The sequence below is a fragment of the Halomonas sp. BC04 genome (genome assembly GCF_000568385.1).
In genome coordinates, this window is the sequence record NZ_AZQX01000143.1 from 1 (window position 1) to 15,147 (window position 15,147).

15 protein-coding genes and 5 pseudogenes are annotated in these 15,147 nt (G+C 65.9%); 6 read left to right on the plus strand and 14 right to left on the minus strand.

The window, feature by feature from the left end; all coding sequences use genetic code 11:
• From Q427_RS09805 to aceK, 3 genes and pseudogenes are all read right to left on the minus strand, one after another.
• Positions 1 to 390: pseudogene (locus Q427_RS09805) on the minus strand (DTW domain-containing protein); the annotation flags it as partial.
• Between the two features lie 51 nt (positions 391 to 441).
• The gene (locus Q427_RS09810) at positions 442 to 1,185 is read right to left on the minus strand and encodes an SIR2 family NAD-dependent protein deacylase (protein WP_043513416.1); all 744 of its coding nucleotides are present in this window, start codon (positions 1,183 to 1,185) and stop codon (positions 442 to 444) included.
• A 66-nt stretch (positions 1,186 to 1,251) separates the two neighbouring features.
• On the minus strand, positions 1,252 to 2,997 hold the full coding sequence (gene aceK, locus Q427_RS09815) for a bifunctional isocitrate dehydrogenase kinase/phosphatase (protein WP_043513418.1): 1,746 nt from the start codon (positions 2,995 to 2,997) through the stop codon (positions 1,252 to 1,254).
• A 478-nt stretch (positions 2,998 to 3,475) separates the two neighbouring features.
• Here aceK and Q427_RS09820 point away from each other — a divergent pair, with 478 nt between their 5' ends.
• The 3 genes and pseudogenes from Q427_RS09820 to Q427_RS33770 all read left to right on the plus strand — a co-directional run.
• The gene (locus tag Q427_RS09820) at positions 3,476 to 4,018 is read left to right on the plus strand and encodes a phosphatase PAP2 family protein (RefSeq protein ID WP_043513420.1); all 543 of its coding nucleotides are present in this window, start codon (positions 3,476 to 3,478) and stop codon (positions 4,016 to 4,018) included.
• Between the two features lie 197 nt (positions 4,019 to 4,215).
• Positions 4,216 to 4,428: pseudogene (locus Q427_RS30000) on the plus strand (PhnD/SsuA/transferrin family substrate-binding protein); the annotation flags it as partial.
• Positions 4,416 to 4,745: pseudogene (locus tag Q427_RS33770) on the plus strand (phosphonate ABC transporter ATP-binding protein); the annotation flags it as partial. The pseudogenes Q427_RS30000 and Q427_RS33770, both read left to right, overlap by 13 nt.
• A gap of 133 nt (positions 4,746 to 4,878) precedes the next feature.
• Here the strand turns inward: Q427_RS33770 and Q427_RS35255 are convergent.
• Positions 4,879 to 5,001 carry a hypothetical protein gene (locus Q427_RS35255; RefSeq protein ID WP_269321222.1) on the minus strand — a complete coding sequence of 41 codons (123 nt, stop codon included), beginning with the start codon at positions 4,999 to 5,001 and terminating at the stop codon, positions 4,879 to 4,881.
• Positions 5,002 to 5,046: 45 nt separating this feature from the next.
• Between Q427_RS35255 and Q427_RS33775 the strand changes: the two genes are divergently transcribed.
• The 3 genes from Q427_RS33775 (at position 5,047) to Q427_RS32160 (ending at position 5,948) form a co-directional block, all read left to right on the plus strand.
• The gene (locus tag Q427_RS33775) at positions 5,047 to 5,190 is read left to right on the plus strand and encodes a hypothetical protein (protein WP_231613590.1); all 144 of its coding nucleotides are present in this window, start codon (positions 5,047 to 5,049) and stop codon (positions 5,188 to 5,190) included.
• Positions 5,191 to 5,211: 21 nt separating this feature from the next.
• Positions 5,212 to 5,622: a PhnE/PtxC family ABC transporter permease gene (locus Q427_RS33780; protein WP_231613591.1), complete on the plus strand. Its 411-nt coding sequence runs from the start codon at positions 5,212 to 5,214 to the stop codon at positions 5,620 to 5,622.
• An 86-nt stretch (positions 5,623 to 5,708) separates the two neighbouring features.
• Entirely contained in the window at positions 5,709 to 5,948 is a 240-nt protein-coding gene (locus tag Q427_RS32160) for a hypothetical protein (RefSeq protein ID WP_043513422.1), read from the plus strand.
• Between the two features lie 6 nt (positions 5,949 to 5,954).
• Here Q427_RS32160 and Q427_RS09840 read toward each other — a convergent pair whose 3' ends face one another.
• The 10 genes and pseudogenes from Q427_RS09840 to Q427_RS09885 all read right to left on the minus strand — a co-directional run.
• Positions 5,955 to 6,263 carry a hypothetical protein gene (locus Q427_RS09840; protein ID WP_043513424.1) on the minus strand — a complete coding sequence of 103 codons (309 nt, stop codon included), beginning with the start codon at positions 6,261 to 6,263 and terminating at the stop codon, positions 5,955 to 5,957.
• A 94-nt stretch (positions 6,264 to 6,357) separates the two neighbouring features.
• Positions 6,358 to 7,130: pseudogene (locus Q427_RS36800) on the minus strand (ADP-ribosylglycohydrolase family protein).
• Positions 7,131 to 7,163: 33 nt separating this feature from the next.
• On the minus strand, positions 7,164 to 7,637 hold the full coding sequence (locus Q427_RS09850; RefSeq protein ID WP_081785929.1) for an STAS/SEC14 domain-containing protein: 474 nt from the start codon (positions 7,635 to 7,637) through the stop codon (positions 7,164 to 7,166).
• A gap of 133 nt (positions 7,638 to 7,770) precedes the next feature.
• A complete protein-coding gene (locus Q427_RS09855; RefSeq protein WP_043513426.1) occupies positions 7,771 to 8,061 on the minus strand; it encodes a hypothetical protein in 291 nt (96 codons plus the stop codon).
• Positions 8,058 to 9,002, minus strand: a complete 945-nt coding sequence (locus tag Q427_RS09860) for an MFS transporter (protein ID WP_043513428.1) — start codon at positions 9,000 to 9,002, stop codon at positions 8,058 to 8,060. Before Q427_RS09860 ends, Q427_RS09855 begins: the two co-directional genes overlap by 4 nt.
• 365 nt (positions 9,003 to 9,367) lie before the next feature.
• Positions 9,368 to 10,039, minus strand: coding sequence for an ATP-binding cassette domain-containing protein (locus Q427_RS09865; protein ID WP_231613593.1), 672 nt, complete (start codon positions 10,037 to 10,039; stop codon positions 9,368 to 9,370).
• Positions 10,040 to 10,121: 82 nt separating this feature from the next.
• Positions 10,122 to 11,159 carry a FecCD family ABC transporter permease gene (locus Q427_RS09870; protein ID WP_442905475.1) on the minus strand — a complete coding sequence of 346 codons (1,038 nt, stop codon included), beginning with the start codon at positions 11,157 to 11,159 and terminating at the stop codon, positions 10,122 to 10,124.
• Positions 11,150 to 12,040, minus strand: coding sequence for a heme/hemin ABC transporter substrate-binding protein (locus Q427_RS09875; RefSeq protein ID WP_051496269.1), 891 nt, complete (start codon positions 12,038 to 12,040; stop codon positions 11,150 to 11,152). The genes Q427_RS09870 and Q427_RS09875 overlap by 10 nt, the downstream gene beginning before the upstream one ends.
• Positions 12,037 to 13,098: a ChuX/HutX family heme-like substrate-binding protein gene (locus Q427_RS09880; RefSeq protein ID WP_043513431.1), complete on the minus strand. Its 1,062-nt coding sequence runs from the start codon at positions 13,096 to 13,098 to the stop codon at positions 12,037 to 12,039. Before Q427_RS09880 ends, Q427_RS09875 begins: the two co-directional genes overlap by 4 nt.
• Before the next feature lie 127 nt (positions 13,099 to 13,225).
• Positions 13,226 to 15,100, minus strand: a pseudogene (locus tag Q427_RS09885) (TonB-dependent receptor domain-containing protein); the annotation flags it as partial.
• Positions 15,101 to 15,147: the final 47 nt, after the last annotated feature.

Consider the following 15,147-nt stretch of genomic DNA (forward strand, 5'->3'; position numbering starts at 1 on the left):
GCATCGATGCTACCACGCGATCGGCGTAGTCTGGCTGGTCATCGGGAAAGATGATGAAGGTGCGTAGCGTGAATCCGCCAGCAGCGCCAATAAGCGCTCGTCCGGCGTGGTGCGGTACCAGGTGAACACCTCGGTGGTTGGTAGCACGTCCCGGATCAGTCGTCCGGTGTTGGTTGGCTTGTGGTGCTCAAGGGGGTGCGTCAGCAGCCAGACACGAGCCGTGCTCTCGACCGTTCGCCGATAGGGACAAAGGCAGTTGAGGCGGGGCAGGTTGCAGCCGGGGCAGCGCTCGACGAAGCTCCCGCGCGCCTTGAACTCTCGCCGTGGCGGCCGTGGATGCCCCGTTGCGGGATCACGATCGCTGAAATCGCTGGGCGTATCGTCCGACATGAGAGCCTTTGGCGGTGCTGAAAGGGGCGGCATTCTATCATGACTCCCCGCTTAGGGAGAGGCTGCTAGCAGCGTCTCCGGCATCCAAAGACGTCCTTCGCGCTTCCATTGACGCACCAGCTGAGGCACCCCCTTTCCCGCCGTCTGGCAGAACCTCGCCACGCCAGGGGGTGACAGCCTCTCGGCGTCAGGGTCCACCAGCACGCAGGGGGCGTCCAGCGGGGCATGCTCCAGCAGCGATGCGGCCGGCATCACGGCAAGCGACGTACCGACCACCAGCAGCAGATCCGCTTCGCCGACGATCTCACACGCCTCGGCAAAATGCGGCACGCTCTCGCCGAACCACACCACGTCGGGGCGAAGCTGGCTCCCCTTGTCGCAGATATCGCCCAGTTCGATGCCGCCACGCGGCAGACGATACTGCATGCGGGCATCCACCGTTGAGCGCGCCTTGAGTATCTCTCCATGCAGATGCAGCACGTTGCGGGAGCCGGCACGCTCGTGGAGGTCATCGATATTCTGGGTGATGATACTGACGCGGAAGCCCTTTTTTTCCAGCTCGGCCAGGGCCTTATGGGCGGCATTGGGCCGAGCCCGGCGCACCTGGGTCCGGCGGATATTATAGAATTCAAGCACCCGCCGGGGGTCACGACGCCAGGCTTCGGGGGTGGCCACCTGTTCGATGGGGTGGTCGGCCCAAAGGCCGTCGCTGGCCCGGAAGGTCTGGATGCCGCTCTCGGCACTGATGCCGGAACCGGTAAAGACCACCAGATGGGGGCGCCTGTCCTCAGCCATACTCTGCCTCATCATTGTCGCTGCCTGCCGGACCCACTGAAGTGGCGAGCCTGAAAGCACATCAGTTCAATAGACCAGGCCATTCTCCTCGCTACCGGCGAAGCGCTGCTTGTTGCGGTAGGGATAGACGTCGATCACCCGTCCATCCAGGATGGCCTGCTGCAATCCCTTCCAGTAATCCGCGTCGAGCAGCTCCGGGTGCAGTTCATAGAAGAGCTTGCGCAGCCGGATGTCGGCAAACAGGAAGGGACCGAATTCCTCGGGGAAAATATCATTCGGCCCCACCGAGTACCAGGGTTCGTCGGAGAGCTCCTGCTCGGGATACATCGGCTCCGGAATGTGCCGGAAGTTGCACTCGGTGAGATAGCAGACCTCGTCATAGTCGTAGAAGATCACTCGACCATGGCGAGTGACGCCGAAGTTCTTGAGCAGCATGTCACCCGGGAAGATGTTGGCGGCCGCCATCTGCTTGATGGCGTTGCCGTAATCCTTGAGTACAGCCCGGATCTCGGCTTCATCGCACTCCTCGAGGTAGATGTTGAGCGGTGTCATCATCCGCTCCGTGTAGCAGTGCTTGATGGTGACCTTGTCGCCCTTGAGCTGGACGTTGGAGGGTGCCACTGCAAGCAGCTCCTCCAGGCACTCCGGCGCGAAGTGATCCTTGCGGGCGATGAAATTGGAGAACTCCTGGGTATCGGCCATGCGCCCGACCCTGTCATGACGCTTGACCAGGCTGTACTTCTCGCGCACGTTCTCCCGACTCATCTGCTTGGAAGGGTCGAAGCGATCCTTGATGATCTTGAACACCGTGCGAAACGACGGCAGCACGAATACCGCCATTACCATGCCTCGCACCCCGGGCGCGATGATGAACTTATCCTCTCGCTTGGCAACCTGCCGGTTGAGCGCACGGAAGAATTCCGTCTTGCCATGCTTGAAGAAGCCGATGGTGGCATAAAGCTCCCCCTCCGGTTTGTCGGGCATCAACTCCTGCAGGTAATCGACGAACTCACCCGGCACCTGCACCTCCACCTGGAAGTAGGCGCGGGTGAAGGAGAAGATGATCGACACCTCGTCGGACTCGATAAGCACCGTGTCCAGGTGCAGGCCTTGCCCCTCATCGTGAAGCACCGGCAGCACCAACGGGACCTGCTCGCCGCCCCCCCGGATACGTCCTACCAGATAGGCGCCCTTGTTGCGGTAGAAGACGCTCTTGAGCAGTTCGACCTCGGTATCCTGTGCATCGAGAATGGCAGCTGGCAGGTGGCCGCGCAGGAATTCGGCGGCCAGCCGGGTATCGCGCTGCAGGTTGTCGAAAGGTGTTTCGAAGGGGGATTCCGCCAGTGCCCAGCGGATCGCCTCCTCCCATTTCCCTTCCACCGGCAGGCGCCGGCAGCGCTCGATGCCCGAGTGGTGTGCCGCCGAATCCCGGGAGCTGTAGACGAACATCCACTCGTTGCGGATATGGCGATGATGGAAAATCGAGCAGAACATCGAATTGAAATAGGTTTCGGCCAGCTCGTAGTCGAGACGCTGACTGATCAGCTCTGCGTAGTGATTCCTGGCCTCTCGCCAACATTCGCAGTGGGTAAGATCCTCGTCCGCGAAGGAACGCTGGAGCCTGTCGAGGGTTTCCTCGACCTTCTCGTCGTAGAGGTCGATGCGTTCCGCAGAGGCCTGCTGCGCCTCCCGCCACGCGGCATCCCGGAAGCGCCGGCTGGCATCCGCGGTGATCTCCTTGAAGCGTGAACGGTACTCGTCGAAACCGTGCAGTATGGTGGCGGCAAGGCGATAGGCGGGGGAATGCTTCATGGCGGACTCCGGGCAGCTTGAGGATCAAGCTTCGCGGATTTGGCCGCGTTTCGCGAGCCGACCATGGTGGACCAGGGTGTAGTGGGGCAACACGGCGTCATCCCATCATCATGTCCTTGTCGCTGGCATGTCATATCAGGACGACATGCTCATAGGCCAAGGCCCCTGCGGGGCCAGTGCACGATGAGGGCCTCATGCGTATCTGTCTGATCAGCGAAACCTGGTTTCCCGAGATCAATGGCGTTGCCCATACCCTGCTACAGCTGAGCCGGGAACTGACGGTTCGCGAGATTGAGCAGCAGCTCGTTCGTCCCGCGCCGATCACTTCCAGCAGGCGAAGCAGCAACGGCACTCTGCCAGCAGCCGGCCCGCTATGCGCGACTCGGCCGGGCTGCACGCCTGCGCGCCCTGGGCTGCCGCTGGCCGGTCATCGCAGACATCTTTCTATCAGTCCTCGAACAGGCCCGGGAGACACCCTATGCGCCCACGCACCCCTGCCGTATTTGAACGCCTCGACCTGCTGGAGTGGCAGCTCTGCCAGCGCTTTGCGCGGCTCAGCATCCACCGCCCCTGGCTGACCACGCTGCGGATTGCCAGCAAGATCGGCGACTGGCCGGTCTGGGTCGCGTTGATCGCCGCCCAGCCGCTGTTGCATGAAAGCCTGGGCAACCGGCGCCTGCTCCAGTACAGCGTTACCGCCCTCGTTGCCCTTGTCATCTACCGACTGATCAAGACCCGCTTGTGCCGCGAGCGGCCCTTCATCACCTTCGTCAATGCCATTCAATGCGGCGAGCCGGCACGCGACCGTTACAGCTTCCCCAGTGGCCATACCATGCACGCGGTCATGTTCTGCATACTGACCGCCGCGCATGCCCCCTGGCTGCTGCCGATCCTGGTGCCGCTGTCGCTGCTGATCGCCCTGTCGCGGGTAGGGCTGGGACTGCATTACATCAGTGACGTCGTCGCCGGGGCGGCCATCGGATGGGCGTTTGCGCTGGCTAGTCTTCACCTGGCCGGTTAAAAGAAGCGTCGTCTCATGTTCATCCCATCGACACACCCCTGACCTGCCATCGTCACAAGCGGCCGCCAAGATGACGCCTGTCATTCATTCCCGTTCAGCAGGTGAGATCGATGCGACCCAAGACGACTGCAACCAAGGCGACTGTCCTCAAGAACCGGCCCCTGGCCACCCTGCCCCGTACCATGATGGGTACCGCACTTGCCGGCTTCAATACTGGTGGCGTCCCGATCGCGGTCAACTGCTCCGGCTTCGTGCCCTTTACCATGATGGCCGCCGAGGATGGTTCCTTCGGCTACGAGATGGAGATCATCACCTATCCCGACAGCGGCATCGAAACCGTCGAGGACCTGACCGGGCGCAACCTGGCGTTCACCTCGGAGACCTCGAACTCGGGATATCGCGCCAGATCATGCGCTTGATTCGCGAGCTATGCGCCGAGCGCAAACTAGCCGCTATCATCAACATCCACGATGTGGCACTGGCTCGCCAGTTCGCCGACCGTATCGTCGGCCTGCGGGCGGGTGAAATCGTCTTCGATGGCGCACCCGGCGAACTGACCGCCGAGAACCTCACGACCATCTACGGCGAGGAGGACTGGGACACCCAGGCCGCCGAGGAGGAGTCCCCTGCCGCTATCCCTTCCCGGTCTTCGGCGGAGGCGACCCCGCTGACCCCGCGCCTGACTTCTAGCCTGGCCCCCAACCTGGCCAAGGGAGGCGCCCGATGAGTCGCCAGGCGCTCGCCAGCCAGGGCCAGTGGCGGCGACTCCCCTTCATCGCCGATCCGAAGCTGCGCTGGGGCTAGCTATCGGCACGGTCGTCTATCTGGCGGCTACGCACCACCCGCGCCCAGTGGCTAGGCTACCTGGCCTGGCTGGCCGGCATCTCGCTGTTCATGCTGTGCTGGAAGATGATCTCCGACAACACCATGTGGGTGTTCGTCGGGGATGCCGGCCGCCAGGGCAGCGACCTGCTCAGCCGCATGCTGCCACCGCAGTGGAGCTATGCCCACCGGCTGTGGAAGCCAATGTGGGATACGATCAACATCGCCACCCTGGGTACCTGCTGGGTATCGTCATGGCCTTTCCGGTCGCCTTCCTGGCGGCACGCAATACCTCCCCACATCCGCTGGTGCGCATTGCTACACTGGCGGTCATCGTCTCGTCACGCTAGATCAACTCCTTGATCTGGGCCATGCTGCTGGTGACCATCCTCGGCCCAGGCGTACTGGCCGGCATCATCGCCATCGCGCTGCGCTCGATCGGCTTTATCGGCAAGCTGCTCTATGAAACCATCGAGGAGATCCACCCCACCCCTGTCGAGGCGATCAGCGCCACAGGGGCCGGGCGCATGCAGGTCATGAGCTATGGCGTGCTGCCCCAGGTGATGCCCGCCTTCGCCGGCATCAGCGTCTACCGCTGGGACATCAATATTCGCGAGTCGACGGTGCTGGGCCTGGTGGGTGCCGGCGGCATCGGCCTGCAGCTCAACTCGGCGATCAACAGCCTCGCCTGGAACCAGGTGAGCGTGATCTTCCTGATGATCTTCGTCACTGTGCTGGCCTCGGAGTGGGTCTCCGCCCGGGTACGCCATGCCATCATTTGAGGAGCGACTATCCCTGCTCGATCAATAGCCCACCATGCCCCGATCAGCGCCTGGATCCACAAGCGGGTGATCTGGCGGAGGTTCCCATGGCACCTGCGCTGCAGATCGACCGCCTGCACAAGCGCTTTGGTGAAACCGTGGCCCTGGACGGCATCGATCTCGCCCCGCCCTGGGGCCAGGTTTTGGCTTGGCATGACCATGAGCGCCGTGGCGATCTTCACCACCACGGCGCTGCGGGTGGCGTTGACCGTATTCAGCCGCAAACGGCTGCCGATCACGGACTGAAGGGCCGGCCGGATATTGCATTGCGGCCGATGGGTGTTTAGGCCACCTCACTCCACCACGCGGTAGATCTCCCAGCGGGTGGAGCCGCTGACCACCAGGGGCTCGATCGCCTTGCCCCACTCCCGGTGGTCGGCGCGCTCGGCGAGCTTGTCCCACTGGGCGCTCAGGGTGGCCAGGTCCGCCACCCGGAGGTCCACGGCGACGACCGACTCGGCGGCGCCGATGCTGCCAGTGGTGATGGTGTAGTCGGTCTGACCGATCTCGCGGCCGATGGTGGTCCACCACTCGCGGGTCTTCGCAAGCAGCTCCTGCTTGTGCCCGAAGCGGGCCTGACAGTACCAGCGTGCAATGATCATGACACCCTCCCGTGTTCTGCAGGTTGCGAATCACCGGGTCTTGCCCGGCAGACACAGGGACGCAGCAGGCGGCGGAAGGGTTCCCGCCCCACCCTCAGCCAAGAAGAAAGCGTGCCGTGAAGGTTTCCACCACCCGGCGCAGGTCGCCGGGCAGCCGGGCGAGGGTCTCGCTGCGCAGCGCCTTGGGCAGGCCACCGTGGTAGGCCTCGGCCATGGCACCGGCCATGCAGGCCTGGGTATCGGCGTCGCCGCCCAGCGAGATGGCATTGCGGATCGCCGCCTCGACGCTGTCGGCCTCAAGGAAGGCGATGATCGACTCCGGCACCGAACCCTGGCAGGAGACATCGAACCGGTAACCGGGACGGATCTCGTCCAGGCGGCGCGAGAGGTCGTAGCCGAAGCGCGCCTCCACCTCCTCCCGCAGACTGGCCTTGTCGGTGCCCTGGCGGGCCAGAAAGATCACCGTCGCCACGGCCTGAGCCCCGCGGATGCCCTCGGATGATCGTGGGTCCCCTCGGCGCTGCGCGTCGCCAGTGCCAATGCCTCTTCAAGCGAGCGGGCCGCAAAGCCCACCGGCGGCGCCCGCATGGCCGAACCGTTGCCCCAGCTGAAGTAGGGTTGCCGGTCCCGGCGCGCCGCCCAGCACATGAAGCCGCCGCCGAAGCCCGCATCCGGATAGCGGTGGAAGTAGTCGTGGAAGGCATCGACGAAATCACCGCCGTTCAGCAGCACCTCCGCCACCGCCATGCATAGCACGGTGTCGTCGGTAAAGGTGCTGTGCGGCGTGAACAGCGGAAAGTCCCGGTGCTTGGTGCCCCGGCCTTCGTGCACCGAACCGATGATATCGCCGGCAATCGCACCCAGCATGGCGTTTTTCTCCCGTGTGGCGTGCCTGTTTCACTACAAGCCTAGCTGAGCGGCGACTGGCGTCTGGTTCCAAGATACCAGAGCAGGATCAGGCTCCGTGATAGCCGTCCTCTTCGGGATCCTCATGGGCGCCCCTGGGCAGTTCGCGACCCAGGCCATGGCAGCGGCGCGTTCGCGGCGAGAGAAAGTACGGATCTCCACCGCCTTGAACAGTCGCTCCTCCAGGTGGGCGAGGTGCTCGATCCAAGCCTGGTCGGTGACCACGGCGGCCCGGTAGTAGTGATCGAGATCGCCGAGCTGAGTCAGGCCATAACCGATGTCCTTGAGCAGGGCAGTCGGCGTCATCAGCCGCAGGTTATCGAGCTCGACCACCAGGCTGATAACAGGATGATCACGCTTGGCGGCCTCGATGGCATCAATGGCGTGCTGCAGCTCACTGCCCGTCACGATACCCCCTGCCTTCATCGCCACGACATGGTCTGCCGGGTGGGGAATCAGATCCAACATGGGCATTCTCCTTGAGGTCTGGCGCAATACAACGTGTCTCGGCCACTTTCAGCATAGCGCGCCAGGGCGGCCAGGCGGAAAGCATGACGTGCGCATCCTGGGCGAGGCCAGCCTGGTGGAGTGAATCGGCTGCTCAGGCGGCGCGCGGCGCGGCATCGCTGCGCACGCAGTTCAACAGGCAGAAGACAGCCAGCGCACCGGTCAGCGTGGGCAGCAGGAAACCCACGGCGTAGCTGCCGCTGAGCCACACGATCAGGCTGAACAGCGCCGGGCCCACCAGCACTCCCATATAGGTCAGCACCAGCACGGCGGCCGTGGCCTCACCCACCTCACCGGGCTGGCAGCGCCGCGCCACTTCGCCCAGATACACACCGTTCCAACCCACTGCCGTGGCGCCGGCGACCACCATCAGGGTAATCGTCACCCAGGTAGCACCACGGTGCCAAGCACGGCCAGCAGAAAGAAGAGTACGGAGATGACGCCAGCCAGGCCGAACAACACCGGGAGACTCCCCCCCATGCGGTCGGCCAATGCGCCCCAGGCCAAGCGCCCCGATACCCCGGCCACATGCACCAGCGACACCACGGCCCCCGCCATGACCAGACTCAGCAAGAGCTCCTCGACCATAAAGGCCACCGCGAAGCTGAGCAGCGAGAGCTGAGCCGCGGAGAGGCAGAAACCGGTGGCGCCCAGCCAGCGCATGGCGCGGTAGCGCCGCAGGACGCCCAGGCTGCCGCCCCTCTGCATGCGTACGCTGGCATCTCGGCTGGCATCCCAACGCCCACGCCGCGGCTGGAGCAACAGCAGGGTGGCAAGGCTGGCCGCACCCACCGCGAGGAAGGCCGCCTGCCAGTTCCAGTAGGCCGCCAGCGGCGGTGCCGTCAGTCCGGCCAGCACGCCGCCCAGGGGCACGCCGGTCTGCTTGATGGAGTAGACGAGATTGCGCCGTTCAGGGGGCGTGAAGCGGGAGAGCAGCTCCGCCGCCGCGGGGCTGGTGATGCCGTAGGCAAGGCCCAGCATCAGGGTGGTGGCGAGCAGCGCCAGCGGGGTGCCGATCAGGGCCAATGCGCAGCCCCCCATCACCAGCGCGATGGCCAGCTGGCTGGCCCGACAGCCGCCCAACCGCCGGGCGAGCACCGCCGACTGCAGCGAGGTGAGCATCGCCACCCCGTAGAGCAGGCTGACCTGCAGCCCGACCCATCCGGTCGGCACGCCGAAAGCGGCGGCGATCTGTGGCGCCAGGGTCGGTACCAGCAGCATTGCCGCGCTGCACAGCACCTGTACCCAGGTAGCGGCCAGCAGCACCACCCGCCCCTCGCCCCATTCGGGGGAGGCCAAGGGACGGTCGGGGGACGATGGCGGCATGGGCGCAAGTCCTGACCAAGGAAACCGTTAGCCTACACACAATCGGTCTATTCTTGCCAACGGTTGCGTCTCAACCAGTCCCTACGATACTGAAACGATAGGTGCCGGCAGATGGGGACAGCGCCTCAACCCCGGTTCATCGACCGGCCATGCGCCTGACAACGCCGCCATAGAGCAGCACTCACAAGGGGGCAAGGCAATGAATGACCAGCAACCGTCGTCAGCGAAGCCAGGCGATCAGGCGTCACCCCCCCATGAGACGCCACCCGACGAGCTGGCACAGCGCTATGCCGATGCCCTGCCGCATCAGGCCGCCCGGGGGTGTGTTCAGATGGGGCGGGTGCATACGGCAGCGTCACGCTGGCTCAAGGCTTCAGCGCCAACCAGGAAGCGCCGCCCCCAGGTCTACCCAGTGCCTGCAGTTCCGCGCGGTAGGTCCGGGCGAGGCACTCAGGCTGCAGCACCTCCCCGGGCGGGCCTGCCGCGATACGCTGGCCGGCATCCATCAGCCAGACCCTGTCGGCATAAGTCCCCGCCAGGTTGAGATCGTGCAGCACACAGACGATGGCCATGTGATGTTGCTGTGCCAGCCAGCGCAGCCGACGCATCAGCCGCTGCTGCTGGCCGATATCCAGTGCACTGGTGGGCTCATCGAGCAGCAGCAGCCCCCCGTCCGGCGCACCGACGTGTCGCCGGGCCATCAGCTGGCAAAGTCCCCGGGCGACCATCACCCGCTGGCGCTCACCGCCGGAGAGACGCAATACGCTGCGGTCGGCCAGCTCGACGAGCGCCATCTCCTCGATCAGCCGGTCCACCAGTGCCGGTTCGGGGTCGCTGCCCAGGGCCACCATGTCGCGAACCGTCCAGTCGAAGCCCGGCGGTTCCTGCTGCGCCACCAGTGCGCGACGGCAGGCCAGGGTTGCCGGCGTCCACGCCTCGAGTGATCGTCCATCCAGCGTTACCGTACCCAACTGCGGGGCACGAAACCCCGAGAGCAGCGAAAGCAGGGTGCTCTTGCCGGCGCCGTTGGGGCCCACGATGCGAGCAGTTCGCCGGGGAGGATAGCGCCATGGATCGGTGACAGGTGGGGCGGGTCGATGAACCCCGCCTGGTCCAGCATCAGCATCTCGGGCTCCGCCGCAGCAACAGGTAGAGGAAATAGGGGCCACCCAGCAGGCTGGTCAGCAGACCGACCGGGATCTCGGCCGGCATGGCCAGGGTCCGTGCCAGGGTATCGGCCACCACCAGCAGCAGCGCGCCACCCAGCATCGAGGCCGGCAGCAGCAGGCGGTGCCCCGGCCCCAGCCAAAGCCGAAGGCAATGGGGCACGAGCAGGCCCAGGAAACCGATGATACCGGTCAGGGCCACGCACAGGCCGACGCCCAGGGAGGTTGCCACCACCACGTGACGCTTGAGCCGTGGTGCATCCAGCCCGGCGGCATGGGCCGTCGCCTCACCCAACTGCAACAGGTCCAGCCCCCGGGCGCTGCGCAACAGCAGAAAGAGCGCCGGTGGCACCAGCAGGCAGGCTGCCAGTGCCGCGCTCCACAGGGCGTGGGACAGGCTGCCCATGCCCCACAGGCTGAGCTGTCGCAGTTGCTCGTCGCTGGCAATGAAGGCCAGCAGGCCGCCGCCGGCACCGGCCAGGGTATTGATCGCCAGGCCCGCCAGCAGCAGCGTGAAGACGGCGGCGCTGCCGCCGTGGCGCCCGGCCAGGCCGAAAACCACCACACAGACAGCCAGTGCGCCCAGGAAACCGGCCAGGAACTGGCCGTAGAGCGCGGCCGGACCGCTGCCCTGAAAGAGCACGATCCAGATGGCCACGGCGAGGCCTGCACCACTGGCAAGCCCCAGCAAGGTCGGATCCGCCAGTGGGTTGCGAAACAGGCCCTGCATCGCCGCACCGCTGCCGGCCAGCATGGCGCCTACCAGCACACCCAACAGCAACCGTGGCAGACGCAGCTGCCACCAGACCCGAAAGCCCAGCTCGTCCACCTGTCCCGACAGGAGGGCCAGCGGAGACAGCCCCAGCACGCCGGAAGCGGCGCTCCACAGCAGCGCCAGCAGCAGCGCCGCGGCCATCCCCATCAGCACCCTGGCATGGCGCCAGGGTTGCCGAGGAGCCAGGCTGTTGCGGCCCGACAGGATCATATCCATGCGACGCCCCCTCCCTGGTGCGAATTCCGCGACGCTGACAGCAACAACTCCTCCAGGGTCCCGCGCAGTTCCAGCAACAGCCCCGGCGTACGCGGACCGAAGCCCAGCATGGCCTGGTCATCGATCACGATCAGGCAGCGATCGCGGCCCGCCGGGGTCATGGCAAGCCCCGGCAGCTGCCACAGCGCCGCCTCGCCGCCCATCGCATCCAGCCCGTGGCGGGAAATCAGCACGACCTCCGGGCCATGGCGCACCAGCGCCTCGCCGCTCACGGGGCGATACCCCGTCATCACCTCGAAAGCGTTATGCAGCCCCACCGCCGCCATGGCCGTTGCCGCAGCCGTCCCTTTCCCCGCCACCAGAGGGGTCGTGCCGCTGTGGTTGAGGATAAACATGGCGCCGGCCTCCGGCAGCGGTGTCAGTCCGGCCAGCCTGTCGAGCGCCTCCTGCAGCTCGGCAACCAGCGTCCGACCCTGCGTCTCCCGCCCCAGTGCCGCCGCCACTTCGCTCACCTTGTCGGGTATCGCCGCCAGGCTGGAAGGTGCCGTAATCCTGTCCACCGTCACGCCCACGGCGGCCAGCTGCTGCAGTACCTCGTCGGGCCCCGCATAGCGGCTGGCCAGGACCCGGTCAGGCCGCAGCGACAGCACGCTTTCCGCCGAGAGACGCCGCAGGTAACCCACCGACGGCAACGCCGCCACGCTGTCGGGGTAGAGGCTGGTATCGTCCCGTGCAACCAGCCGCTCCTCCGCACCCAGCGCCGCCACCGTTTCGGCGATATCGCCGCCCAGTACCACCAGCCGCTCCTCACCAGCCAAGGCCTGGCCGGGGAGCATGACAGCCAGCCAGAGCAGCAGGGCCAGCACATAGGAGGCTGTCATGCCACCGCCTCCTGCGTCTGGCAGCCCTCCAGCAGGCGCCGCCAGGTGGGCCGCTCGGGCCGTCCCTCCTGCCGCTCGGCATAGAGCTGCAGCACCAGCTCTCCTTCGGCATCGAAGGCCTCCAGGCTGGTGACGCCACCGTCGCGATTGGGCTTGAAGACCCGCCAGACATGGGTGATGGCCATGACGTCGAGGTGCAGCGTGAAACGGTGGCCGAAGAGGTTGAGCCAATCACCACGACGCTCGGGCATCACCAGTTGGCCGGTGCGGATCTGCACGCACCCCGGGCTTGCCACGAACAGCATCATCGGCAGGCGCTGCTCGGCCGCTCGCCACAGCACATCCTCCGCGGCGCGGGGCGGCAGTGATCGGGTGAAGTGCCCTTCCATCAGCTCATTCGCCTCGCGCCGCTCCAGCCCATGTCGTCGAAGCAGGCCGAAGAACTGGTGCACATCGCTCATCGCCGCCCACTCGGCGGCCAGCTCGGGAACCTGTGGCAACGGCCGCTCTTCACGGGGCATGCTCTGGGTAAAGGCCGGCGGCACGACGTTGCCCGCCTTGGCGAGCGCCTGCCAGGCTGGCGTCGGCTCCTCGTCGAGCGCAAAACACTTATGCAAGGCACGACCATGACGGTTGAAGACCTGCAGGCTCCAGCGCACCGTCGCGTCGCCTTTCCCGACGGGCAGCACGTCGCGAATCAGGCAGGTCCAGTGCCACTGGCTGAAGAGCAGGCGCAGGTCCAGGCCACCGGGGGCCAGCATCAGCCCCATGTGAGGTCCGCCACCGCCCAGTCGTGGGTAGACGCCCTCCTGCTCCAGTACCGCCAGCCTCGATCGGGTCAGCGCCTTGACGCGTCCCAGCTTGTGCATTCGTGACGCCAGGTCGCGGGGCGTCAGCGGCAGGCTCCAGACATCGCGTCCGAGGCGTGCCGCCTGCAGCTCCCCTTCGCTGATCGACAGGCGCTCGGCGATGCTGATGGCGGGGAGTCGCGGCTGCGCCTCGCGCGCCGCATCGAAGGCTTCCAGAATGGCACGTTGGCGTGAAGTGAGGGTTGTCATGGGGTCCTCCAGGGTTACCACTGCAGATTGAGGGTGGCGAACAGGCTGCGCCCGTCACCGAGACTGCCATCGGTCGATACCAGACCTTGTCCGTCACATTGCGCAGGCGCATCGCCGTATCCAGAGACGGTGTGATCTGCCAGGCCAGTTGCAGGTCATGGAGCCCATAGCCGGGCAGGGCCTCGTCGCTGCCCCGCTTGTCGAAGGACTCGGCGAAGCGGGCGCGCCAGCCCAGCATCAGGTCGTGCCCGGGCACTGCCACGTCGGCACCCAGGGTGCCCTCCAGCGGGGTCGTCTGCCCCAGGGGCTCGTCGCTGTCGCGGTCCTTGCCGGACACTTCGGCCAGACCGGCAAAGGCGCGCAGCTGCGGCAACGCCGACGGCTGCCATTCGAGGCGGGCATCGAAGCCCCATAGCTGGGCACGACTGACATTGGTGGCCTGGGTGGTGCCGGCCATAATGTCGACGGTGGTGTCGATGAAGTCATCGGCACGGGTGTCGAAGTAGCTCGCCCGCACTCCCCAGTCGCCGGCCCGCCAGGAGAACCCGCTCTCATGGGTTCGGCTGGTTTCCGGCTGAAGATCTGGATTGGGCACCCAGAAGTTGTCGGGGAAACAGAAGAACGGCGAGGGACAGAAGCCGGCGAAATGGCGCTCGCTGGCGTAGAGCTCCGAGAGGCCGGGAGCCCGGAAGGCTTCGGCATAGCCGCTGTAGAGCATCAGACTCTCGGTGGGCCGCCAGCCCAGCCGCACCCGCGGCGATACGCGATTCTCGGTGCTGTTGCGACTCTCCCGGCCTTCGGCGTCATAGCGGTCGTAGCGTGCACCCAATCCCAGGTCGAGCTCCCCTGCCCCGCCATCGGCGAGGAAGTGGCCGACCGTCAGCGTGTTGTCCAGATAGAAGGCCTGGGTCTCGATATCGGCACGCGGAAAACCGTTGGCCGCACCGTCCGGCACCTGCCGGGCCTGCTCCACTTCGACGCCGAAGGCCAGCGTCTGCGATAGCCAGCCGTGGTCGAGCACGTGGTAGCCGTCGCTCTGGGCGCCGATACGCTCCAGGGAACGGTTGGCCGCCGGTTCGTCGATCTCCTGACGGCTCAGCGTCAAGCGTGAGATCACTTCAGTGGCAACAGTCGGCTGCCAGCGATGGCCCAGCTGCAGGTTGTCGCTGGTTACGGTGCGATCGCGCAGCGGGTTACTCTCGTCAAACCCCAGCTGTTGCGGGTTGGCGGGCTGTGTCGCGTCTTCGTCATAGTGCTGCCAACTGACGAAGAGACGCTGCGTCGGCGAAGGTTCCCAGCCGCCCTTGGCCAGCAGGCTGTGCAGCCGCGCATCGTCGGGTGCCTCGTCGCCGCCTGCCCGGCGAATATCGCCCGACTCGCTGCGCCCCACCGCCAGCAGGCCATCCACCTCGCCCTGGGTTGTGTCGCGTCGGCCGAAGAGGCTGAGTGTTCCCCCCACTTCGTCGCTAGCCGTGGCGCCACCGATGGCGAGTCGAGCGCCCCGGGATTCACCCGGCCGCAGCAGGTCGGCGGCATCCACCGTCTCGAAACTGACCACTCCCCCCATGGCATTGCTGCCGTAAAGACTCGACAGGGCGCCGCGGGCAATCTGCACTTCGCGGAGCAGCGCCGGGTCGACGAAGAAATTGCCAATATGGCCGGTGGAAATATCCTGTCGAACGCCATCGAGGCGCACCAGCACACCGCTGCGACCGAAGCCACGCAGGCTCAATGTCTGCCCGCTGCGCCGCCCCTGGCCGGCCACGTGCAGGCCCGGCTGCTGGCTAAGCACGTCTTCCATACGGCTCGCCGTGGAGAGCGTCGGGTCATGGCGGTCGATCACATCGACGATCAGCGGTGCCCGTGACAGGTCGGTGGGTACGCGTGTGCCGGTGACGGTCAGGGCATCGAGTGCCGGTGCGGCACCGGCGGTCTCGCCGCCCTGCGCCGCCGGCGGCAGCATCAGGACAAGCAAGGTACCGATTGAGAGTGTGCGTTTCATTGGCCAGACGTTTCCTGGAAAGAGTCAGGGTTATCGGCTGGCTGGGT